This window comes from Frateuria terrea (assembly GCF_900115705.1).
Lineage (GTDB): Bacteria > Pseudomonadota > Gammaproteobacteria > Xanthomonadales > Rhodanobacteraceae > Frateuria_A > Frateuria_A terrea.
This window is the reverse complement of sequence record NZ_FOXL01000006.1, coordinates 298312-321572: the sequence shown is the minus strand read 5'-3', so window position 1 is coordinate 321572 and position 23261 is coordinate 298312. Positions and strand designations below refer to the sequence as shown.

Annotated in this window: 15 protein-coding genes and 1 tRNA gene; 11 read left to right on the top strand and 5 right to left on the bottom strand. The window is 66.1% G+C overall.

Features of this window, described 5'->3' with window-relative positions; all coding sequences use genetic code 11:
* Positions 1-149 precede the first annotated feature (149 nt).
* The 10 genes from BMZ38_RS12725 to BMZ38_RS12680 all read left to right on the top strand — a co-directional run bounded on the left by BMZ38_RS12725 (position 150) and on the right by BMZ38_RS12680 (position 16399).
* Positions 150-1427, top strand: a complete 1278-nt coding sequence (locus tag BMZ38_RS12725; protein ID WP_091338219.1) for a sterol desaturase family protein — start codon at positions 150-152, stop codon at positions 1425-1427.
* A gap of 125 nt (positions 1428-1552) precedes the next feature.
* On the top strand, positions 1553-3043 hold the full coding sequence (locus BMZ38_RS12720; protein WP_091338215.1) for an amino acid permease: 1491 nt from the start codon (positions 1553-1555) through the stop codon (positions 3041-3043).
* A 167-nt stretch (positions 3044-3210) separates the two neighbouring features.
* Positions 3211-5115 carry a M61 family metallopeptidase gene (locus tag BMZ38_RS12715; RefSeq protein WP_091338211.1) on the top strand — a complete coding sequence of 635 codons (1905 nt, stop codon included), beginning with the start codon at positions 3211-3213 and terminating at the stop codon, positions 5113-5115.
* A 148-nt stretch (positions 5116-5263) separates the two neighbouring features.
* Positions 5264-7162, top strand: a complete 1899-nt coding sequence (locus BMZ38_RS12710) for a M61 family metallopeptidase (RefSeq protein ID WP_091338207.1) — start codon at positions 5264-5266, stop codon at positions 7160-7162.
* Positions 7163-7439: 277 nt separating this feature from the next.
* Positions 7440-7516 (top strand) — tRNA-Arg (locus tag BMZ38_RS12705).
* A 95-nt stretch (positions 7517-7611) separates the two neighbouring features.
* The gene (locus tag BMZ38_RS12700) at positions 7612-8493 is read left to right on the top strand and encodes a CBS domain-containing protein (protein ID WP_091338205.1); all 882 of its coding nucleotides are present in this window, start codon (positions 7612-7614) and stop codon (positions 8491-8493) included.
* Entirely contained in the window at positions 8490-10481 is a 1992-nt protein-coding gene (locus BMZ38_RS12695; protein WP_217638752.1) for a type I restriction-modification system subunit M, read from the top strand. The genes BMZ38_RS12700 and BMZ38_RS12695 overlap by 4 nt, the downstream gene beginning before the upstream one ends.
* 78 nt (positions 10482-10559) lie before the next feature.
* Positions 10560-11819, top strand: coding sequence for a restriction endonuclease subunit S (locus BMZ38_RS12690; RefSeq protein WP_139202444.1), 1260 nt, complete (start codon positions 10560-10562; stop codon positions 11817-11819).
* A 166-nt stretch (positions 11820-11985) separates the two neighbouring features.
* Positions 11986-13119: a Fic family protein gene (locus tag BMZ38_RS12685; RefSeq protein ID WP_091338202.1), complete on the top strand. Its 1134-nt coding sequence runs from the start codon at positions 11986-11988 to the stop codon at positions 13117-13119.
* Positions 13120-13168: 49 nt separating this feature from the next.
* A complete protein-coding gene (locus tag BMZ38_RS12680; protein WP_091338199.1) occupies positions 13169-16399 on the top strand; it encodes a type I restriction endonuclease subunit R in 3231 nt (1076 codons plus the stop codon).
* 231 nt (positions 16400-16630) lie between these two features.
* On the opposite strand, the gene BMZ38_RS12675 is transcribed toward BMZ38_RS12680, so the two are convergent.
* Together BMZ38_RS12675 and BMZ38_RS12670 are read right to left on the bottom strand one after the other, a co-directional pair.
* Complete coding sequence (locus BMZ38_RS12675; protein ID WP_091338195.1) at positions 16631-18829, bottom strand: ATP-binding protein; 2199 nt, start codon at positions 18827-18829, stop codon at positions 16631-16633.
* A 599-nt stretch (positions 18830-19428) separates the two neighbouring features.
* A complete protein-coding gene (locus BMZ38_RS12670; protein WP_091338192.1) occupies positions 19429-19971 on the bottom strand; it encodes a DUF488 domain-containing protein in 543 nt (180 codons plus the stop codon).
* Between the two features lie 107 nt (positions 19972-20078).
* Between BMZ38_RS12670 and BMZ38_RS12665 the strand changes: the two genes are divergently transcribed.
* Positions 20079-20516, top strand: a complete 438-nt coding sequence (locus BMZ38_RS12665; RefSeq protein WP_245747280.1) for a PA2169 family four-helix-bundle protein — start codon at positions 20079-20081, stop codon at positions 20514-20516.
* A gap of 109 nt (positions 20517-20625) precedes the next feature.
* Here BMZ38_RS12665 and BMZ38_RS12660 read toward each other — a convergent pair whose 3' ends face one another.
* The 3 genes from BMZ38_RS12660 to BMZ38_RS12650 form a co-directional block, all read right to left on the bottom strand.
* Positions 20626-21219, bottom strand: coding sequence for a hypothetical protein (locus tag BMZ38_RS12660; RefSeq protein WP_091338184.1), 594 nt, complete (start codon positions 21217-21219; stop codon positions 20626-20628).
* 101 nt (positions 21220-21320) lie between these two features.
* Complete coding sequence (gene queF / locus BMZ38_RS12655; protein ID WP_091338180.1) at positions 21321-22145, bottom strand: NADPH-dependent 7-cyano-7-deazaguanine reductase QueF; 825 nt, start codon at positions 22143-22145, stop codon at positions 21321-21323.
* Positions 22146-22210: 65 nt separating this feature from the next.
* A complete protein-coding gene (locus tag BMZ38_RS12650; protein WP_091338176.1) occupies positions 22211-23203 on the bottom strand; it encodes an aldo/keto reductase in 993 nt (330 codons plus the stop codon).
* Positions 23204-23261 lie beyond the last annotated feature (58 nt).

Here is a 23261-nt window from a genome sequence, read left to right as displayed (position 1 = left end):
TGAAGGACGAGAACGCCACCCTCCGGGGTGGCGTTTTTTTTGCCGAGGGGTCGTCCTGCCAAGGGGGAATCCCATGCGGGGACGATGGCTGTGCGGCGACGGACGCGCGCATTGCCGCGCGCTACGATGGGGCCGGAGGAGCGCGCGCCATGCATACGCAGGAACAGATCATCAGCTGGGCGACGCCAGTGTTCTTCGTACTGATCGGCCTGGAGCTGCTGGTGGCCCGCTGGCGCGGGCGTGCCGCCTACCGCACCGGCGATGCGATCAGCAGCATCGGGCTGGGCGTGATCTCGCAGGTGGTGGGCGTGTTCGCCAAGCTGCTCTCGATCGGCATCTATGCCTGGGTGGCCGCGCATGCCGCGTTATGGAAACTGCCCGCCGACCACCTCGCCGTTTGGGTGATCGCGCTGCTCGCCTACGACTTCCTCTACTACTGGCTGCACCGCGCCGGGCACGAGGTGAACATTCTCTGGGCCGCCCACGTGGTGCATCACCAGAGCGAGCACTACAACCTCTCCACCGCGCTGCGCCAGACCGGCAGCGGCGTGCTGCTGGGCTGGCTGTTCTACCTGCCGATGGCGCTGGCCGGCATCCCGGTCGAAGTGTTCGTGCCGGTTGCGTTGGTCGATTTGCTGTACCAGTTCTGGGTGCACACCGAGCAGGTCGGGAGGCTGGGCTGGTTCGACCGCGTGTTCTGCTCGCCCTCCAACCATCGCGTGCACCACGCGGTGAACGAGCGCTACCTGGATCGCAACTACGGTGGCATCCTGATCCTGTGGGACCGGCTGTTCGGCACCTTCGTCGAAGAAGACGATGCCGACCGGCCGGTTTACGGCACCCGCGCGCCGCTGCGCAGCTGGAACCCGCTGTGGGCCAACGCCGAGGTGTACTGGGCGGCGGCGAAGGACGCGTGGCACGCGCGGCACTGGCGCGACAAGGCGCTGGTCTGGCTCAAGCCGCCGGGCTGGCGGCCGGCCGACGTGGCGGCGCGTTTTCCGAAGCCGGCCTTCGATATGCGCCGCGAGCGCTTCGACCCACCCATGTCGCACGCGCTCATCGCCTATAGCCTGCTGCAGTTCGCATTGCTGCTGGCCATGACCACGCAGTTCCTCGGCCTGAGCGCGCGCGCCAGCCTGCCGGCCTTGCTCGGCTACGCCGCCTACCTGGTCGGCAGCCTCACCGTGCTCGGTGCGCTGATGGAAGGACGCCGCGGCGCACGATGGGCCGAAGCCGTGCGCGTGCTGGGCACTGCCTTGCTGCCCTGGCTGACGGGCCGCTGGTTCGGCATCGCGCAGCTGGATCCGCGGATGGCCTTCGGCCTGCTGTTGGCCTTCGGCCTGGCCGCCCTGGCATTGCCATGGCTGGGCAACGCACGCGGTGCGGAACTCGCGCCGGTTTCGTTCCAAACGCGCGATCCACGTTAACCCACCGCTTGCGTTGTGCAGGGTACGGACCGTCGCGCTCATGCAGAGATGCATCCACCTCTTGGCAGTGCCGTCGCCACCAAAGCCCACGCTATGATCCGACCTCGCTCTGAAGGGGACACGCGATGGGTTTTCTAGCCAGGCTGGTGCGCCACAAGTCGGTCGAGCAACTGCAGGCCGAGGCCGGAGGCTCCAGCGATTTCCGTCGCGTACTGGGACTGTGGCAACTCACGGCGATCGGCATCGGCGCGATCATCGGCGTGGGCGTGTTCGTGCTGGCCGGCCAGCAGGCGGCGGTCAACGCCGGCCCCGCGGTGATCGTCTCCTTCATCGTCGCCGGCCTGGGCAGCGCCTGCGCGGCGCTGGCCTATGCCGAATTCTCCGGTCTGATCCCGGTCACCGGCAGTGCCTATACCTATGGCTACGCGGTGCTGGGCGAGCTGTTCGCCTGGATCATCGGCTGGGACCTTCTGATCGAATACGCGCTGATCGTGGGTGTGGTGGCGATCGGCTGGTCCGGCTACGTGCAGGCGTTGATCGAGCAGCTCTTCCACGTGCAGCTGCCGGTCTGGGCGCAGGGCGCGTACGACCCCGCCCACCCGGGCAACGGCAAGGTGTTCAACGTGATCGCGGCGGCGATCTCGCTGCTGATCGCCGTGATGCTCACGGTCAGGACCGAATGGGGCGCGCGCTTCAACACTGCGGTAGTGGTGATCAAGGTGATCGGCGTGGCGCTGGTGATCGGCGTGGGTGCCTTCTTCGTCGATACCGCCAACTGGCACCCGTTCATCCCGCCGGTCGTGCACGGCACCGATGGGGACCACTTCGGCTGGGGCGGCGTGCTGGCCGCTTCCAGCGTGGTTTTCTTCGCCGTGTTCGGCTACGACACGCTGACCACCGCGGCCGAAGAAGCCAGGCACCCGCAGCGCGACCTGCCGCGCGCGGTGCTGCTCTCGCTGGCGGTGTCGATGGCGCTTTATCTGGCCGTGTCGCTGGTGCTCACCGGCATGGTGCCCTATGCGCAGCTCAACTCGCCGGCTCCGGTGGACGCGGCTTTCAAGGCGCTGGGGCTGGACTGGGTACGCGGCATCATCTCGGTGGCGGCGATCGCCGGCATCACCAGCGTGCTGTTTGCCTTCATGCTCGGCGCGGCGCGCATCTGGTTCGCCCTCTCGCGTGACGGGCTGCTGCCCAAATGGTTCTCGCAGGTGCATCCGAAGTACGGCACCCCGGCCCGGCCGACCATGATCCTGGGCGTGTTCACCGCACTGGTCGCCGGTTTCCTGCCGATCGGCGAGGTGGCCGAACTGGTCAACATCGGCACGCTCTCGGCGTTCATCGTCATCTGCGCTTCGGTGCTGATCCTGCGCGTGCGCAAGCCCCACCTGCAGCGCAGCTTCCGCACCCCGGCGCTGTGGCTGGTCGCCCCGGCCGGCATGCTGTTCTCGTTGTTGCTGATTATCGGCTGGCCGTGGATCGCCAACGGCCATCTGCATTTCCTCGGCGGCCTGCCGGCGGTGACCATCTGGCGCTTCGTGGTGTGGATGGTGCTGGGCCTGGCGATCTATTTCCTCTACGGCATGCGCCACAGCCGGCTGGAAGGCGGGCGCGACTGACATGCGTTTTCCAGACGCCGGCGCATGGTTCCGGCGTGACCTCTGGCAGGGGGAGGGGCGTGACCTTCGTCCTACCATCGGATGACTGTCATGTTGGTTATCGGGTCGCGGTCGTGGCCCCGGCGTGGCAGGTGAGGCGCGCAGGCGCCCGTCGTCCGTCAGGGGAAGTGCTCGTGAAGAATGTTCGTTCGAAGCTGCTCGTGGTCGCGCTGGGCGCGGCGTTGTCGTTCGGTGCGCTCGCGGAGAAGGCGCCGCCGGTCGACCAGCCCTATCCGGGCATGCTGACGCTTAAGGTGGACCTCACCGATGCGCCGAAGAAGATCTTCCGCGTGCACGAGACCATCCCGGCCAAGCCCGGTGCGATGACCCTGTACTACCCGCAGTGGATCCCCGGCGAGCACGCGCCCTCCGGTCCGATCGACAACCTGGCGGGTCTGATCATCACCGCCAACGGCAAGCGGGTGCCCTGGCGCCGCGACCTGCGCGACATGTACACGCTTCACCTGGCCGTGCCCGAGGGCGCCACCGCGCTGGAGCTCCAGTTCCAGTTCCTCTCACCGGGCGAGGGCGGGCTGTTTGGCGCCAGCGCCTCGTCGACGCCGAACCTGGTCGACGTGGAATTCAACCAGGTGGCGTTCTACCCGGCCGGCTACTACACGCGGCAGATCCAGATCCAGCCGACCGTGACGCTGCCCAAGGGCTGGCAGTTCGGCACCGCGATGCAAGTGCAGTCGCGCGCCGGCGCCACCACGGTCTTCCAGCCGATCAGCTTCAACAACTTCGTCGACTCGCCGCTGATCGCCGGCGAGCACTTCAACCGCGTGGACCTCGCTCCCAAGGGCGACGTGCCGGTGCACCTCAACGTGGTGGCCGACGAGGCCGACCAGGTCAAGCTCACCGACAAGCAGCTCGAGCAGCACCGCCACCTCGTCGAGCAGGCCAACCGGCTCTTCGGCGCGCACCATTACGGGCATTACGACTTCCTGCTCACGCTGTCCGACCATACCGGCCATTTCGGCCTGGAGCACCACCAGTCCAGCGACGACCGCCTGCCAGCCGACATGCTGACGGACGACAAGTCCTACACGCTGATGGCCAGCCTGATGCCGCACGAATACGTGCACTCCTGGTGCGGCAAGTTCCGCCGCCCGGCGAAGCTGTGGGCGCCGGACTTCAACACGGTCGAAGAGGACGACCTTCTGTGGGTCTACGAGGGCCTGACCGACTACTGGTCCGGCGTGCTCACCGCGCGCTCGGGCATGTGGACGGCCGCGCAGTACCGCGACTCGATGGCCAATATCGCTGCGGCGATGTCGGCGCGCACCGGCCGCGACTGGCGTCCGCTGCAGGACACCGCCGACGCCGCGCCGCTGACCTACTTCGGCGGCAACGGCTGGGGCAACTGGCGCCGCGGCACTGACTTCTATCCGGAAGGCCAGCTGCTGTGGCTGGACGTGGACACGCAGATCCGCGAGCTCTCGCACGGCAAGCACTCGCTGGATGACTTCGCCCACGCCTTCTTCGGCATGGACAACGGCAGCTACGTCACCAGGACCTATACGTTCGAGGACGTGGTGAACACCCTCAACCAGGTGCAGCCCTACGACTGGAAGACCTTCCTGCGCACGCGGCTGGACTATGTGGGCGACCAGCTGCCCGAGCACGGCATCGAGCGCGGTGGCTGGAAGCTCGTCTATACCGACACGCCCAACGCCGAGGCCAAGGCCGCCGAGTCGCTGCGCCACAACGTCAACCTGGCCTATTCGCTGGGCCTGTCCGCCTCCAAGAGCGGCAACATCTACGACGTCCAGTGGAACGGACCCGCGTTCGACGCCGGGCTGGTGCCGGGCCTGACCATCGTCGCGGTCAACGGCAAGGACTTCTCGCCCGATGCGCTGAAGGACGCCGTCGCCGCCGCCAAGACCGGCAAGGCGCCGATCGAGCTGCTGGTCAAGAACGTGGACGTCTACAGCACCGTCAAGGTCGACTACCACGGCGGCCTGAAGTATCCGCACCTGGTTCGCGCCGGCGGCAAGGATCTGATGACCGCAATCACCGCTCCACGCAAATAACCCATCCATCCCTCACCGTTCGTCCCGAGCGCAGGCCCGCAGGGCTGGAGTCGAAGGACCGGCGCGCGGCGGATGTCCCCCGACTTCGCTGCGCCGCACCCGGCACGAACTGGTGAACTTCGAGCGCCACCACCGGAGAGCCTTTTCCGTGAAAACCCAACCCCTCGCATCCGCCCTGCTGGCCGCCGGCTTCGCGCTGGTCGCCGTGCCCGTTCTTGCCGACGTGCCGCCGATCGGCGATGCCTCGTTCAACGGCACGCTGAAGATCTCGGTCGACGCCACCGACCTTGCGCATCGCGTGTTCCGCGTCAACGAAACCATCCCGGCCCAGCCTGGTCCGCTGACCCTGCTTTACCCGCAGTGGATTCCCGGCAACCACTCGCCGACCGGCCCGATCGACAAGTTCGCCGGCCTGGTGATCAAGGCCAACGGCAAGGTGCTGCCGTGGACGCGCGACCCGCTCAACGTCTACGCCTTCCACGTCGACGTGCCGCAGGGCGCCACCGAGGTGCAGGCCTACTTCGAATTCCTCTCGCCGCAGGACACCAAGCAGGGTCGCGTCGTGATGACGCCGGAAATGCTCAACCTGCAGTGGAATACCGTGTCGCTGTACCCGGCCGGCTACAACATCCGCAAGATCGAGGCGCAGGCCAGCGTGACCTATCCGGCAGGCTGGCAGGCCGGTACGGCGCTGGAAATCGCCTCGACCAGCGGCAGCACGGTCAACTACAAGCCGTTGACCTACAACGCGCTGGTCGACTCGCCGATCTACGCCGGCAAGTACTTCAAGCGCGTGGATCTCGATCCGGGCGCCAAGACGCCGGTGCACATGGACATCGTCGCCGACGATCCGAAGTACCTGGAGATCAAGCCCGAGCAGCTGAAGGCGCACCGCAACCTGGTGCAACAGATGTACAAGCTCTACGGCGCGCACCACTACAACCACTACGACTTCCTGACCTCGCTCAGCGACAAGATGAGCGGCAACGGCCTGGAGCACCATCGCTCCAGCGAGGACGGCACCTCGGCCGACTACTTCACCGAGTGGGACAAGAACGTCTACGCGCGCGACCTGTTCTCGCACGAGTTCAACCACTCCTGGGACGGCAAGTACCGCCGCGGCGCGGATCTGACCACGCCCAACTTCAACGTGCCCATGAGCGACACCCTGCTGTGGGTGTACGAGGGCCAGACCCAGTTCTGGGGCCAGATCATGGCCGCGCGCTCGGGTCTGTGGAACACCGAGCAGACGCTGGACATGCTCGCCTTCGTCGCCGCCACCTACGACAAGGGCCGCCCCGGCCTGGCCAGCTGGCGCAACGTGCAGGACACCACCAACGACCCGCCGATCGCCCAGCGCCGCCCGCTGCCGTACCGCAACTACCAGGCCAGCGAGGACTACTACTCGGCCGGCGAGATGATCTGGCTGGACGTCGACGGCAAGCTGCGCGAGCTCTCGCATGGCAAGAAGAAGATCGACGACTTCGCCCGTGCCTTCTTCGGCATGAACAACGGTGACTGGAGCGTCAATACCTACACCTTCGAGGACGTGGTCAAGACGCTCAACGACATCCAGCCGTATGACTGGAAGAGCTACCTGCGCACGCGCCTGGATGGCCACGGCCCGCTGATCGGGGGCATCGCCTCGCACGGCTGGAAACTGGTCTACACCGACAAGCCCTCCGCCGCGGTCAAGGCGATCGAATCACGCCGCCACTTCACCGACCTGACCTACTCGCTCGGCGTCTCGCTCGGCAAGGATGGCGCGATCGCCGACGTGCTCTGGGACGGCCCGGCGTTCAAGGCCGGCCTCTCGCCCGGCATGAGCATCGTGGCGGTCAACGGCAAGGAGTTCTCCGGCGACGCCATCAAGGACGCGGTCACCGCCGCGGCGAAGGACAAGAGCCAGCCGATCGAACTGCTGGTGAAGAACTTCGACGAGTACAAGACCCTGCGCGTGGACTACCACGACGGCCTCAAGTACCCGCACCTGGTCCGCGACAAGAGCAAGCCCGACACCCTGGGCGAGCTGATCAAGCCGCTGTAACGTTTGTAGCTCCCTCTCCCTTCGTGGAGAGGGTCGGGGTGAGGAGCCAAGGCGTGCCCCAAGCTCCACCCGAGCCAGCAACAAAAGCCCCTCTCCCCTCGGGAGAGGGGTTGGGGAAAGGTCCGCCAGAGCCCGGATACCGCGCTCTGCCCGGACCCACCCAGCCGCCGGGTACCCCGCGGCGCACGAGCGGGCGGCATGAACCTCTCCACCCAACTCCGCTATACTACCGGTCCGCCGAGGATCGGCTCCGATCCACGCGGCCCCGCAACACCACGCGCCCGTAGCTCAGCCGGATAGAGTAGTGGCTTCCGAAGCCATTGGTCGGGGGTTCGAATCCCTCCGGGCGCGCCATTTCCCTCTGCTTTGGCCGGTTCACGGGTTGTCTCCGAAGCGACGGCGCATCTGGCTGACGCTATGCTTGCGCCCTTGATGGAAAGGGGGGAGGCATGCCGGACGAGGGCGCGCAGCGAATCTTGGATGCGTACCAGGCCAGCCTGCCGGTGCGCTTGATCGCGACCAAGCGAGAGGAATTTGCTGCCTGCCGGCTGGACGAATCGATCGCCGAAGTACTCGCGCGCAACGTGGGTAATCAATTCGACCATCTGCCGGTAAGGCATGCCGGCTCGGGGGCAATCCTTGGTGTGCTCTGCACGGTCGACCTCGCCGAAGGCCCCGGCCATAGCTTGGTCAGCGACTGCTACCAGCCGCTCCACGAAGCGCTGCTGATCGGCGCCGAGGCAAGCATTCTTGACTTTGCCCGCGAGGCGAGGCAGCCGCCGTTTCGATTCATCGTCGACGGCCAGCACATCAGTGGCCTGGTGAGCCTGTCCGACCTGCAGCAGCTACCGGTTCGGGCGGCGCTGTTCGCCGTGATTACGCAACTCGAAATGTCGACGGCGGAGGTCATCGCAGCCGCATTTGCTGACGGCAGCTGGCGCCGGCATCTCTCCGTAGGGCGACAGCAGAAGCTTGATCGTCAGTGGGCATCGGCTCGCGAGGAGGGCAACCAGATGGCGCCGATCCTCTACACGCAGTTCTGCGACAAGGCCACCCTGATACGCAAGCTGCGCGAGCCACTTGGCTTCGGCAACCTGACCGCCGAAGAGGTTGAGCAGGACCTCAGCCAATTGGAATGGCTTCGCAACCAGCTTGCCCACGGTAACGAGTTCGCCGCGTCGCGCGCCCAAGCGACAGCTGTCTGCAGCCTGATCCACACCATGGATACCTGGCTCCAGCGTCTTGCTGACACGCAAGCAACCATACAAGACACCATTTCGCGTGGCGGTCTCGCTGCCCGCGCTACCGAAAGAACGATGCTCGACCCATGACCAAACACCAGCTCAAGAAACTCGAAGCCGACCTGTGGCGCGCGGCCGACAGCCTGCGCGCCAACTCCGACCTCAAGGCCAGCGAGTACTCCACCCCGGTCCTCGGGCTGATCTTCCTCAAGTTCGCTGACAACAACTACCGCAAGCACGAGGATGCGATCCTCGCCGAGTACAGCAAACACAAGGGCAAGCGCAGCGAGCGCAAGCTGGCCGATATCGCGGTGGAGCGCTGCGGCTTCTACCTGCCCGAGCACGCCCGCTATGACTACCTGCTCCACCTGCCGGACAGCGAGGACATCGCCAAGGCGATCAAGGGAGCGATGCTGGCGATCGAGATCTACAAGCCCGAGCTGCAGGGCGTGCTGCCGCAGGACGAGTATTTCCGTTTCACCCGCTCGGAGCAGAACCGCGGCATCCCGCGCCAGTTACTGAAGAACTTTGCAGACATCCCGGCCGACGCCGACGGCGACCTGTTCGGCCAGATCTACGAATATTTCCTCGCCGAGTTCGCCATGTCCGAGGGACAGGGCGGCGGCGAGTTCTTCACCCCGCGCTCGGTGGTGCAGCTGATGGTGGGCATCCTGCAGCCGCACGGCGGCACCATCTACGACCCGGCCTGCGGCTCTGGCGGCATGTTCGTGCAGTCGGCGCACTTCATCGAGCAGCACCGGCGCGACCAGGCCGAGGGTGGTTCGGACATCTACGTCTACGGCCAGGAGAAAACGCTCGAAACCGTCAAGCTGGCCAAGATGAACCTGGCGGTCAACGGCCTGCGCGGCGAGATCATGCAGGCCAACACCTATTACGAAGACCCGCACCACAGCTTCGGTGCGTTCGACTACGTGATGGCCAATCCGCCGTTCAACGTGGACGACGTGTCGCTGGGTAGCGTGGAGGGCGACCGCCGCTTCAACACCTACGGCATCCCGCGCAACAAGACCAAAGTCAAGAAGGCGGACGAGGGCAAGCAGACCGTGCCCAACGCCAACTACCTGTGGATAAACCTGTTCGCCACCTCGCTCAAACCCAACGGTCGCGCTGCGCTGGTGATGGCCAACTCGGCCAGCGACGCCCGCCATTCCGAGGCGGACATCCGCCGGGCACTGATCGAGGCCAACCTGATCTACGGCATGCTCACCCTGCCGTCCAACATGTTCTACACGGTCACCCTGCCGGCCACGCTGTGGTTCTTCGACAAGGCCAAGCCGGATGAGCGCATCCTGTTCATCGACGCGCGCAACGTGTTCACCCAGATCGACCGTGCCCATCGCGAGTTCAGCGACGAGCAGGTGCGCAACCTGTCGCTGATCAGCCAGCTGCGCCTGGGCGACCGCCACGAATTCATCGAGGCTGTGGACGACTACTTCGCCGCCGGCTTCGCCGCGCTGGCCGAAAGCCATGCCCACATCGCGCCGCTGGCCGAGCAACTGCTGGCGGTGCTGGACGACGCCGAGGGCCGGCAGGCTGTGTCGACCATGCAGGAGGAATGGGCAGCCTTGAAGCCGCTGCAGAAGCGCTTCGCCGCCTACCAGGCCAAGGCCGATCCCAATGCCTCGATCGCCGTCAGCAACCGCCCAGCATGCGCTGCGCGAACACTGCGACCCGTTCTTCGAGGCGCTGCATGCCGACCTCAAGCGGCTGGACCGCCTCGTGCGCCAGCACGAGAAGCGCCTCACCGAGGCGGCGCAGGCCGAGGGCAAGCGCGGCGGTATCGACCGCGACACCAAGGCGCTGAAGGCCGCATTGGAAGCCCTGCACGGCGAAGTGCGCCGCGCCGAATACTGGTTCGAGCACGTGCGCTGGCTGCAGGAGCGCTTCCCCGGCGCCGCCTACGAGGATGTCACCGGGCTGTGCAAGCTGGCCACGCTGGCCGAGGTGAAGGAGCAGGACTGGTCGCTCAATCCCGGGCGCTACGTGGGCGTGGTGACCGAGGAGGATGGGAAGACGGAGGAGGAGTTTGTCGCCGAGTTGCTGGCGATGAACGATGAGCTGGCAAATCTCAACGCTTTCGCCCGAGACCTGGAGACTGTTATCCAGTCCAACGCTTTGCAGATCGCAGGCGAATCGTGAGCGTGTGGCCGAAGGTCAAATTGAAGGACCTGTGCGAGCGCGTGACTGTGGGTTACGTCGGTCCGATGGCGCAGCAGTATGTGCCATCCGGCGTACCGTTCCTTCGCTCCCTCAATGTCAGGCCGTATCGCATCAGCCTCGACAAGCTGATGTTCATCGATGAGGCTTTCCACCATAAGATCAGGAAGTCGGCTTTGCGGCCGGGCGATGTCGCCATCGTGCGAACCGGCTACCCAGGCGTCGCGTGCGTGGTCCCCGAGTCGCTACCGCGCTCGAATTGCAGCGATCTTGTGATCGTTCGACCCAGCAAGGAGCTCAATCCACACTTCCTCTGCGCCATTTTCAATTCGACGTTCGGTCGAGACGTGGTTGCCGGCAATCTTGTGGGCGCCGCCCAGCAGCACTTCAACATCACGGTCGCGAAGGAGCTGGTTCTCAGCGTTCCCGAGAAGGCGGAGCAAGACGAGATCGCAGCAGTCCTCGTTGCCTACGACGACCTGATCGAGAACAACCGGCGCCGGATCGCCCTGCTGGAGCGGATGGCCGAGCAGCTCTACCGCGAATGGTTCGTTCGCTTCCGCTTTCCGGAATATCGGCAGGCCAAATTTGAAAAGGGCAAGCCCGTAGGTTGGTCCAGTGTCCCGGTCGCGAAGGCGTTCCGGTTCACAGGGGGTGCCACGCCTTCAAAGGACACAGCGCGCTACTGGAAGGACGGGACGATCAATTGGTTTACACCGTCGGACATCACGGCTGCCGATGGCCTATTTCTTGGCGAGTCGGGCCTGAAGTGCACGGAAGAAGGGCTGTCCAGTTGCTCAGCAACTCTTTTTCCAGCCTATTCGGTGATGATGACGAGCCGCGCGACCATCGGCGCTATTGGCATCAATACGACGCCAGCGTGCACCAATCAGGGTTTCATCGCTTGCCTACCGAATGAGCGCTATCCGCTCAGCTATCTTTATCACTGGCTCAAGTTGAGCAAAGACTATTTCCTGTCGCTCTGCGGCGGCGCCACCTTCCCTGAATTGACCAAGGGCACCTTCAAACGGATCGAAGTGCTGACGCCGCCGTCTTCGCTTGTTGCCGAGTTCGACCGTCGAGTGGCACCCATATTTTCGTCTATGGAAAAGCTGGAGCGGGTGAATGCCGTGCTGGCCAAAACCCGCGACCTGCTCCTCCCCCGCCTGATCTCCGGCAAACTGCGCGTGGACCAGCTCGACATCCAGTTTCCGCCCAGCATGCCGGCGCAGGCATGACGGTTTTCGCGAGGTATTTCCATTGCCGTCATTCCCGCGAAAGCGGGAGGCGCTTCACAACGGCGGATGCCGGTCGTCCAGTGCATGCATGCCATGTTGGAAAGACGCTGGATCCCAGCTTTCGCGGGGATGACGGCGCTGAGATGTCGAGGGAAGGGGCAGCCCCATGAAATTCGAAACCTTCAAGGCCGGGCGCTGGATCTCCCGCTACCAGTACAAGAGCTTCGAGCCGGTGCCGGTGGACCACGACTGGAGCTGGGAGAACGCCGGCATCAACACCTTGCTGGAGTCGGCCAACCGGGCGCTGGGCGAGTTGAACGCGTTCTCGCTGATCGTGCCGGACATCGACCTGTTCATCACCATGCACGTGGTGAAGGAGGCGCAGACCTCCAGCCGCATCGAGGGCACCCAGACCGGCATCGGCGAGGCGGTGCTCAGCGAAGAGTTGGTGAAGCCGGAGAAGCGCGACGACTGGCGGGAGGTGCACAACTACATCGAGGCGGTGAACGACGCGATCGCCTCGCTGGATCGCCTGCCGCTGTCCAATCGCCTGCTGCGGCAGGCGCACGCGCTGCTGATGCGCGGGGTGCGTGGCGAGCACAAGCAGCCGGGCGAGTTCCGCAGCAGCCAGAACTGGATCGGCGGCTCCAGTCTGGCCGATGCCGCGTTCGTGCCGCCGCACCCGGACGGGGTGCCGGCGCTGATGGGCGATCTGGAGAGTTTCTGGCACAACGAGCAGATCACCGTGCCGCACCTGGTGCGCATCGCCATCAGCCACTACCAGTTCGAGACCATCCACCCGTTCTGCGACGGCAACGGCCGCATCGGCCGCCTGCTGATTCCGCTGTACCTGATCAGCCACGGCCTGCTGGCCAAGCCCTCGCTGTACCTGTCGGACTTCTTCGAGCGCAACCGCGCCAGCTACTACGACGCGCTGACCCGGGTGCGCGTGTCCAACGACCTGATCCATTGGGTGCGCTTCTTCCTGCGCGGCGTGGCCGAGACGGCGACCAAGGGGCGGCAGGTGTTCCAGCAGATCCTGGCGCTGCGCACCGAGGTGGAGACGGCGCTGCTTGGCATGGGCAAGCGCGCACCCAACGCCAGGTTGCTGTTGAACCTGCTGTATCGCCAGCCGGTGGTCTCGGCCGGCGACGTGGAAAAGGCGCTGGGCGTGAGCACGCCGACCGCCAACAAGTTGATCGCCGAGTTCGAACGGCTGGGCGTGCTGGTGGAGGTGACGGGTCAGGCGCGCGGCCGGGTGTACGAGTTCCAGCGTTACCTAAGCCTCTTTTTAAGTTAACGTAATCGCATTTCCGTTAACTAACGCGCGGCGTAAGGAAAGCCACCGCATGCCCAACCTGATTACCGAGGACCAGATCGAGCGGGCATTGCTGGCGCGGCTGCCGGCGCTGGGGCACTGGACGACGCTGAACGCCTACACCACGGACCCGGCCGATCTCGACGACGGCAGCGGCCGCCGCGACAAGCGGGAGGTCATCCTGCGCGACCGGCTCGGCGCTGTCGCTCGCCGCCTGAATCCGACGGTGCCGGAGGCGGTGATCGACGAGGCGCTGGAGCGCCTGTGCGATCCGCGCCGCGCGATGACCGCAGTGATGGCGAACAAGGAAGTCCACGACCTGCTGCGCCACGGCATGGCGGTGGAGTACGACGATGCACAGGGGCGCCGCCGGCACGAGCGACTGCGCCTCATGAACTTCACCGACATGGCGGGCAACGACTTCCTCGCCGTGGCGCAGTTGTGGATCCACGGCGAGCGTGGCTACCGCCGGCCGGACGTGCTGCTGTACGTCAACGGCCTGCCGCTGGTGTTCATCGAGCTGAAGAACTCCAACGTGGCGTTGAAGAACGCCTACAACGAAAACCTGGTCACCTACCGCGCCGAGATTCCGCAGCTGTTCCTTTGCAACGCGTTCTGCGTGCTGAGCAATGCGCTGGAGACGCGGCTGGGCAGCATGACCGCCGAGTGGGAGCACTTCTTCACCTGGCTGCGGCCGGACGACGAGAAGGAAAAGATCGACCGCGAGGCGATCCGCGAGCACGGCACCAGCCTGGAGCGGCTTATCGACGGCCTGTTCGTGCCCGAGCGCCTGCTGGACTACGTCGAGAACTTCATCCTGTTCTATCGCCAGACGCAGAAAGTGATCGCGCAGAACCACCAGTTCATTGGCGTGAACCGGGCGCTGGAGCGCTTTGAGCGGCGCGGCGAACTGGAGGGCAAGCTGGGCGTGTTCTGGCACACCCAGGGCTCGGGCAAGAGCTTCTCGATGATCTTCTACGTGCGGAAGATCTTCCGCCGCGTGCCGGGCAACTTCACCTTCGTGGTGGTGACCGACCGCGAGGACCTGGACGGCCAGATCTACCGCAACTTCCTCGCCACCGAGACGGTGAGCGAGGCCGAATCCGCCCAGCCGGCCAACAGCGCCGAGCTGCGCAAATTCCTCGGCCAGAACAAGCGGCTGGTGTTCACGCTGATCCAGAAATTCCGCTTCGCCCGGGGCGCGGCGTATCCGCTGCTGTCCGATCGCGACGATATCGTGGTGATCGTGGACGAGGCGCACCGCACGCAGTACGCCAACCTGGCCGAGAACATGCGTGCCGGCCTGCCGCGTGCCAACTACCTCGCCTTCACCGGCACGCCGCTGCTGGGCCGTGAGCGCAAGACCGCCACCTGGTTCGGCGGCTACGTGTCGGAGTACAACTTCCAGCAGTCGATGGACGATGGCGCCACGGTGCCGCTGTTCTATGTGAAGCGTGTGCCGGAAGTGTTGATCCAGAACGAGGATCTGAGCGAGGAGTTCTACGAGATCCTTGAGGAGGAGAACCTCGACGAGGCGCAGCAGGAAAAGCTGGAGAAGCGCTTCTCCACCGAGATGGAAGTGATCAAGCGCGACGACCGCCTGGACGCGATCGCCCGCGACATCTTGGCCCACTTCCCGGCGCGCGGTTATCTCGGCAAGGGCATGGTCATCTCGGTCGACAAGTTCACCGCCGTGCGCATGTACGACAAGGTGCAGCAGTTGTGGAAGGCCGAGATCAAGGCGCTGATCGGGCAGGTGGCGGCGGCCTCCGACGAGCTGGACAAGGCGCGCAAGAAGAAACGCCTGGAGTACATGCGCGCGGTCGAGATGGCGGTGATCGTCAGCGAGGAGGCGGGCGAGGAGAAGAAATTCGCCGAGCAGAAGCTGGACATCAAGCCGCATCGGGAGCGCATGAACCGGCTCGATGCGCACGGCCACGACATCGAATACAACTTCAAGGACCCGGCCGACCCGCTGCAGCTGGTGTTCGTCTGCGCCATGTGGCTGACCGGCTTCGATGCGCCGACGGCGTCCACGCTGTACCTGGACAAGCCGATGAAGGACCACACCCTGATGCAGACCATCGCCCGCGCCAACCGCGTGACGAGCTGGACCATCGGAGGCGTGCCCAAGCGCAACGGCGAAATCGTCGATTACTACAACGTGTTCCGCAATATGAAGCGCGCCCTGCGTGACTATGCCCAGGGTGACGACGACGAGACACCGCCGGTGCAGGACAAGGCGCGCCTGTTCGAGTTGCTGGACGACGCGGTGGCGCAGGCCACGACGTTCTGCACCGAACGCGGCGTGGAGATTGGCGCGGTGCTCGGCTTGGGCGAGGTGTTCGACAAGCTGGGCCAGTTCAAGCGCTTCGCCGACACGCTGCTCGGTAGCGACGACTGGCGCCGGTCATTCAATGTCTACGAGAACAGCCTCAGCGCGCTCTACGAGGCGTGCAAGCCCGAGGTGCTCGGACGCCCGGTGACGCGGCAGGTCGCCGCATTCCAATACCTGCGTGGCGTGATCGACAGCCTGGTCGGCGAGGCGGACATCGACGCGGTGAGCCGCCGCATCGGCGAGTTGCTGGATCAAAGCGTGGTGGTGAGCCGGCAGTCGGGCAGCTGGCAGGCGGAGCCCGGCAGCCCTGCCTACCAGATCGTGCAGAAGGGCAAGGTCTGGGACCTGAGCAAGATCGACATCGACAAGTTGCGCGAGGAATACGCCGCCACCCAATACAAGAACATCGAGATCGCCGACCTGCGTGCCTTCATCAGCCAGAAGCTGGCGCAGATGATGAAGGCCAACGCGACGCGGACGGATTTTGCCCACCGTTTCCAGGCGATCATCGACCGCTACAACGCCGGCGGCTCGTCCAACGAGCAGTACTTCGAAGAGCTGCTTCGCTTTACCCGCGAACTGAAGGCCGAGGCCCGCCGCAATGTCGAGGAAGGTCTCTCCGAAGACGAGCTTGAACTGTTCGACCTGCTATGCAAGGACGACCTGACTAAGGACGAGACGCAGAAGGTGAAGCTGGCGGCCCGTCACCTGCTGCACCGGTTGCTGGACGAGAGCCCCAGGGTGCTGGTGCAGGACTGGTTCAAGGATCGCCAGAGCCAACTGGTCGTGCGTAGTGCGGTAGTTACCGTGCTGGATGCAAGATTGCCCGAGAGCTACGACCGGACCGTGTTTAACGAAAAATGCGATCAAGTGATGAATGTCATCCTTGACTACGCTAGCCGTGGCGTGAAGTGGCTGCCCTAGGCGAAGCACGGATCCTACTTTCGAGTGTAGGCTTGCCCGCGGCCGTTAGGAGCTTCATATTTGCCCTGATTGCTTCATTGGCTTGTTCAGACCAGCAGCTCGCGCAGCACTGCGGTGGCTATCTGCAACTCGGGCTTAGTGGTCAGCTGCTCCATGCAGCCGCTCACTGGGGTTCCTGAGAGGATTTTCCTCAAGCCGGCTTCACCAGATTTGCTGGAGAGACCAGCAAAGTCAGGCAGGGCGAAGGCCCGCGGCCGCATCCTTTTTGGGTGGTGCCGCCTTCTCCAACAGCTCGCACAGCATGAGCGCAGTGGCCTGCAGTTCGGCCTGTAGTGCGCCAAGGGCAGGCTCGATGCCGCGCTCCGCGCGGACGGCTTCGCGCAACTGCGCACACAAGTTGACCGCTTCGCTACGCCCCATCACCAGGAACGCGTTCTGCAGACGGTGCAGCTGCGCCGCGGTCGCGGTGCGGTCATGTGCGCGCAGGGCGGCGAGGAGTTCCTCGTTGTCGTTCTGCAGCTCGGTCTGCCAGCTTTGCAGGTAGGTGCGCCGCTGTTCGGGGGTGGCGATACGGCAGATCAGCGAAAGCGAGCTCTCGCTTTGGCGCGGCGCCGGGTCGACCGGGGCGGGCGCCTCGGAGAGCGGCACGATGACCGGGACGCTCGGCGTGCTGGTGCCGACCTGCCGCAGCAGCCCGAGCAGTCGTTCGATCGAGACCGGCTTGGTGAGGTAGGCGGTGGCGCCGGTGGCGCGGGCCTGTTCGATCGCGTCCGGATCGGAGTCGGCGCTCAGCATCACGATGGTCATGCCGTCGTTGGGGTGGCGCTGGCGATGGCGGGCGAGCACGTCCAGGCCGGACAGGTCGGGCATATGCATGTCCAGCAAGACCAGCTGCGGGCGGGGCGGGCCTTCCATCGCCTGCAGGCCTTCTCCGCCGTTGCCGGCGAAAAGCACCCGGTGGCCGGCGCGACGGAGCAGGTGGCCGAGGGTGTCGCGGCTGGAGCGGTTGTCGTCGACTACCAGGCAGGTGATCGACGGCACGCGGGCGCGATGGGCGTCCAGCGCGCTGATCGTGTCCAGCGGTTCGGTCACCGCCTGCTCGGGCGCGGCGCGCTCCAGCGGCAGCGCGGCAGTGAAGATGCTGCCGCCGCCGGGGTTGTCGCCGACCGCGACGCGGCCGCCCAGCTGCTGGCAGATGCTGCGCACGATGTGCAGGCCCAGGCCGGTGCCATCGTGGCGGCGCACCAGGCCGTCGCTGGTCTGATAGAACGGTTCGAAGATCCGCGCCTTCATTTCGTCCGGCACGCCGCCGCCGGTGTCGCTGACGGTGCACAGCAGGCGCGGCTGGATCAGGCCGTTGTCGGCCAGGCGCAACTCGATGCCGACGTCGCCACCCGCCGGCGTGAACTTCACCGCGTTGGTGCCCAGGTTGATCAGCACCTGCGCGATGCGGCCGGGATCGCCCAGCATGGCGTCGTCCAGGCCGCGACCCTGCACTGTGCGCAGTCGCACGCCACGCTGGTGTGCCAGCGGGCCGACCACGTCGCGCACCTGGCCGAGCACGTTGGCGACCAGGAACGGCTCGCGGCTGAAGTGCAGGCGGCCGGCGTCGATCGCCGCCACGTCGAGCACGTCGTTGACCCGCTGCAGCAGCGCGGTGGCGTTGGCACGCAGGGCGTGCATCAGCTGGCGGTCGGAAGCCTCCAGCGCGGCGGTGTCGATCAGCGAGGCGGCATGCACCACGGTATTGAGCGGCGTGCGCAGCTCGTGGCTCATGGTGGCGATGAAGCGGCTCTGCGCATCGCGCGAGCGCAGCGCCGACTGCGAGATGGCCGAGATCGTGCCGAGCAGGCGGTAGACACTCAGCGGCAGGCCGACCAGCAACACCAGCGCGAAGGGAATGAAGGCTGGACGATCGACCCAGTAGTGCGGCGGCGCGGCCAGGCCCAGCACCAGCAACGAGCCGGCCATGAAACCGAAGAACATGCCGCGGCCGAAGCGCGTGCCGACCATGATCGTCGCCAGCGGCAGCAGCGTGATCATCGAGATGCACAGATTCCAGGCCAGGCCCAGCAGCACGCCGATGCCCAGCACGTTCACGGCCGCGCCGGTGCCGTCGACCACTTCAGTGGTGCGCACCACGCGCAGCCGCACGGCGCCCATCCAGGCCAGGCTCAGGGTGAAGCACAGCTCGGCCCACGGGCGCAGCAGCGAGGCTTCGTGGGACAGCACCTGCCGGGAGTGCGACGGCCCGGCCAGGTATTGCCAGTACAGGCACCACAGGATGGTCAGCGCCAGCAGCAGGACGCGGCGCACCGACACGTGGTATTCGCCGTAGCTGGCGACCAGCCGGGCCAGCCGTCCGTCGCGCAAACGCTGGGCGATGACGCGCAGCGAACTCGGCGGCGCCTCCGCAGTCCCCGTATTCATCGATGGTTCCCCCTGCCAGGCGGGCACCGGCAAGCCGGCGCCGCTTGGCGGATTGTACGGCAGGCGCCGGCGGATGACCTTCGAATCTTTCCACCGACCGGAACAGGCGCGGCCGTGCGGGCCCGGCGCGAGTAAACGGTAGTACGGGCAGGGCGCTGAGGTGGGTAAACGCGACGTCGCGACGAAACCGCCGCCGGGACGATTGGCCAGCCCCCACGCTACGGCTCTGCAGCCACCCCGCGCGCAGAGGTGCCGACTGCGGCCGCTTCATCTCGATGGGCCATTCAGCCGGCGCCCATCGGATCGGGTTGATCGCGGCCGAGACCGCGCTCGCCTTCGACCAGGGCATGGCCAGGCCGCTGCGATAGCTGAAGACGTGTGGCGTGTCGCTCCTGGCGCTGCGTTCGACCCGGCGCCGCGAATCCTGCCCGCAGGCGCGCAACTTCATGGCCAGGGCGCGGCTTGCTCATGGCGCGTGCAGGTGCGGGGCGAGGATCTCCCGTACCGGCAGATCAACGAGAAGCTCGGCCTGCCGGGCGACTACATCGCGCCGTTGGAGTCCATCCCCGCCACGCCCGATCCGGCCGTGGCGCGGCGGTTCAACCGGCGCCGGGCGGCGGCGGGTAGATCAGGTGATCGCCTTCGCGTCGTGCCGTGGGTGTCATGCTGGCCGGTTCGGCACGGCCGTTGCCGTCGATGTGGCAGACGGTGCGGCCGTCGGCCAGCAGGTAGTCGGTGATGATCCGCCGGTGGCAGCGCCACCACAGCACCTCGGCGCACATCAGCGTGCAGCGTCGTGAGGAAAGTTCCAGCAGCTGCACGAGCCCGCCGTGGAAGTCCTCGCCCATCGCGTAGTCCGCGTAGCGGCGGAAGCTCGCGTTCTGCCAGAAACCATTGGGCGAGGTACCCGCCGGCAGGCTGCGCCCGCGCCGGCCGCCGAGCGCGGGCAGGTGGATGTAGCCGATGCCCAGCGGCTCGAGCGAGGCTGCCAGCGCGGGACCGTCGTACTGCGGAAAGCGGCGCGATCCGGGCAGGCGGCGCACATCGACGACCCATTCGATCGCATGCATCTGGAGCAGGCGGACGAATGCTTCCAGCGGGTGCGTGGAATGGCCAATGCTGAAGACCGGCGGAGCAGGCATGCGGCGAGCATGCGTCGGCCGCCGTGTCCGCTGCGCGACGACGGCGCTTCACGGACCCATCGCCGCGAATTCCTACGATGGTGTCCGCACATCACGAGGATCGCCTCATGCAGAACCACGACATCCGCGTGCTCAACGACCTGATCGAGACCACCATCGACAGCGCCGAAGGCTACGCCGAGGCCGCCAGCGAGACGCAGAGCCCCCGCTTCAGCGTCACCTTCCGCGAGCGCGCCAGCGAACGCCGGCTGGTGGCGACGCGATTGCAGCGCCAGGTGGAGGAACTGGGCGGCACGCCGGAGGACGACGGCAGCGTGCTCGCCTCCGCGCACCGCATGTTCACCAACCTGCGCAAGAGCCTCAACGACGCCACCGCGGTGATCGACGAGGTCGAGCGTGGCGAGGGCCACATCAAGCACAAGTTCGAGGACGCGCTGGACGACGAGGACGTCTCGCCGCCTACGCATGCACTGATCGCCGACACCTACCGCTCCGTGCGGTCCGGCCACGACCAGATGCGGCAGCTCAAGCGCGCCGCGCGCTGACGGCAGCGACTTGCTGGCTCTTGCCTCCGCGAAGACGGCCTGAGCGAAGGCCGCTCTCGCGTGGGGGTAGATCGGCGTGTGGCTCCGGTGTGGGGCTCCCCGCGAAAGCTCAGGCCGCTTTTACCTCGAACGTCTGGCTGGCCGCCGGCTTGCCGTCGATGGCGATCTCCACCTTGTACTTGCCCGCCGGCCAGTTGTTCGGGTTGCGCAGCTTGAAGGTGGTGGTGGCCGGGCCATCGGTGGCGATGGTCTGGCTGATCGTGGTGACGTCCTCGCCCTTGCCCTCCAGGTAGCTGAAGTGCGCGCTCAGGGTCGCGCCGGGGGTGGTGCCGGTGGTGGCGACGCTGGCGTAGATGGTGTTCTGCGAGGCGTCGAAGGAGGTGGTCGGCTTGGCGATCTTGTAGCCGGCGGTCACCGCTTCGCCCAACTGCACCTGGTCCACCTTGAACACATTGGCCGGCGTGGGCGTGGCCGACGCGCTGGTGCCGGCGCTGGCCGGCATGGCGGCGGTGCCCGCGGCGGCCGGGGCAGGCGTGGAGGCCGCCGGTGCCGGTGCGGTATGCGCCACGGCCGGTGCCGGCGTGGTGCTGGCGGCCGGCGGCGTGGTGGCGGCCTCGTTTTCGTGCTTGCCGCAAGCGGCGAGCAGCAACAGGCCGGCGAGGGCCATGCCGTGCAGGGCGAGGGAGCGTGGATGGATCGTCATGGCGAAAGTCCCTTGCAGTCGTCTTGGGCCGCGGATCGGCCAGGCGAAAAAGGCTAGCGGTGTTGATCTGAAGCGCCGATTACCGGGCGTCTGCGGGCCCGTTATTGGCGTGGGCCGCGCGGGTTGCCCGGCACCGCCGCCGGGTCCGTGCTGCGGAACGGGTTGATGTCCAGGCCGCCGCGGCGGGTGTAGCGCGCATACACGGTCAGCCGTTCCGGCGCGCAGCGTGCCATCAGGTCGACGAAGATGCGCTCCACGCATTGTTCGTGGAATTCGTTGTGGGTGCGGAAGGAAATCAGGTAGCGCAACAGGCCGGCATGGTCGACCGGTGCGCCACGGTAGGCGATCTGCACGGTGCCCCAGTCCGGCTGGCCGGTCACCGGGCAGTTCGAGCGCAGCAGGTTTGAAAGCAGGATTTCCTCCACCGGCGCGGCATGGTGGTTGGCGCTCAGGTAGCCGGCCTTGGGCGGGCCGTAGTCGTCCACTTCCAGCGGCAGTTCGTCGAGCAGTGCGCCCGGAAGGTCCGTGATGGCGTGGCCCTGTGCCGAAGGTGCGCTCAACGTGACTGTTACCGGGGCGCCGGCGGCGGCGGCGAGGTCACGTGCCAGCGCCTCTTGCAGTGCATCGGAGGCGATCCGCTCCTGCGAGAAGCCGTTGAGGTAAAGCTTGAAGGATTTGGATTCGATGATGTTCGGCGAATGCGCCGGCACACGGAACTCGGCCAGCGCCACCTGCGGCTTGCCGCGAGCGTCGAGCCAGGACAGTTCGTAGGCATTCCAGATGTCCACGCCATGGAACGGCAGCGGTTCCATGACGCCGATTTCCACGCGCTTCTGCTCGCGCGGGATGGGAAACAGCAGGGCAGGGTCGTAGCGGCCGGCGTAGACGGTGGTTTTGCCGAGGGGGGAATGTTCGGGGGTGCTCATGCGGCAAGTGTAAGCCTTCGCGCCCTCTCCCCCGGGGAGAGGGCTTCAGCGCGCGGCCTCGGTGTCTACGCGTTGATCATCTGCATCGAGGGTCCCGCGTAGCGTTCGCCTGCGGCGGCGTTGGGCGGGAACACCGCGTCGATGGCAGCACGCTCGGTCGTGCTGAGTTGCAGGTCCAGCGCGCCCAGGTTTTCGTCCAGCCGCGATCGGTGGCGGGTGCCGGGGATCGCCAACACGTCCTCGCCCTGCGCCAGTACCCAGGCCAGCGCCAATTGCGCGGGCGAGCAGCCTTTGTCGGCGGCGATCTTCTTCACCTCATCGACCAGCGCCAGGTTGCGCGCGAAGTTTTCTCCCTGGAAGCGCGGGTTGTTGCGGCGGAAGTCGTCAGCCTCGAAGTCGTCGGGCGAGCGGATCGCCCCGGTGAGGAAGCCGCGCCCAAGCGGCGAGTAGGCGACCAGGCTGACGCCGAGCTTGCGGCAGGCGGTGAGCATGCCGTTCTCCTCCGGATCCCGGGTCCAAAGCGAGAACTCGCTCTGCAGTGCGGCGATCGGATGCACCGCGCAGGCGCGCGCGAGGGTTCGAGCCGAAGCTTCGGACAGGCCGAGGTAGCGCACCTTGCCCTGTTGCACCAGCTCCGCCATGGCGCCGACAGTTTCCTCGATCGGCACGTTCGGGTCGACGCGGTGCTGGTAATAAAGGTCGATCGTTTCGATGCCCAGGCGCTTGAGGCTGCCCTCGCACGCGGCGCGCAGGTAGTCTGGCCGGCCGCTGACGCCGCGTGCCTGCGGGTTGGCCGGGTCGCGCACGATGCCGAACTTGGTGGCGATGAAGGCTTGCTCGCGCCGGCCCTTGATGGCGCGGCCGACCAGTTGCTCGTTGGTATGCGGGCCGTACATGTCGGCGGTGTCCAGCAAGGTGACGCCGCGTTCCAGCGCGTGGTGGATGGTGGCGATCGACTCGGCGTCGTCGTGCGCGCCGTAGAAATCGCTCATGCCCATACAGCCGAGGCCGAGGGCGGAAACCTGGGGGCCGTTGCGGCCGAGCGTGCGCATTTGCATGGGGTACTCCTCAAGAAGTGGCGAAACTACGCCGCCGAAGGTGTGCGCATCGTGCGCG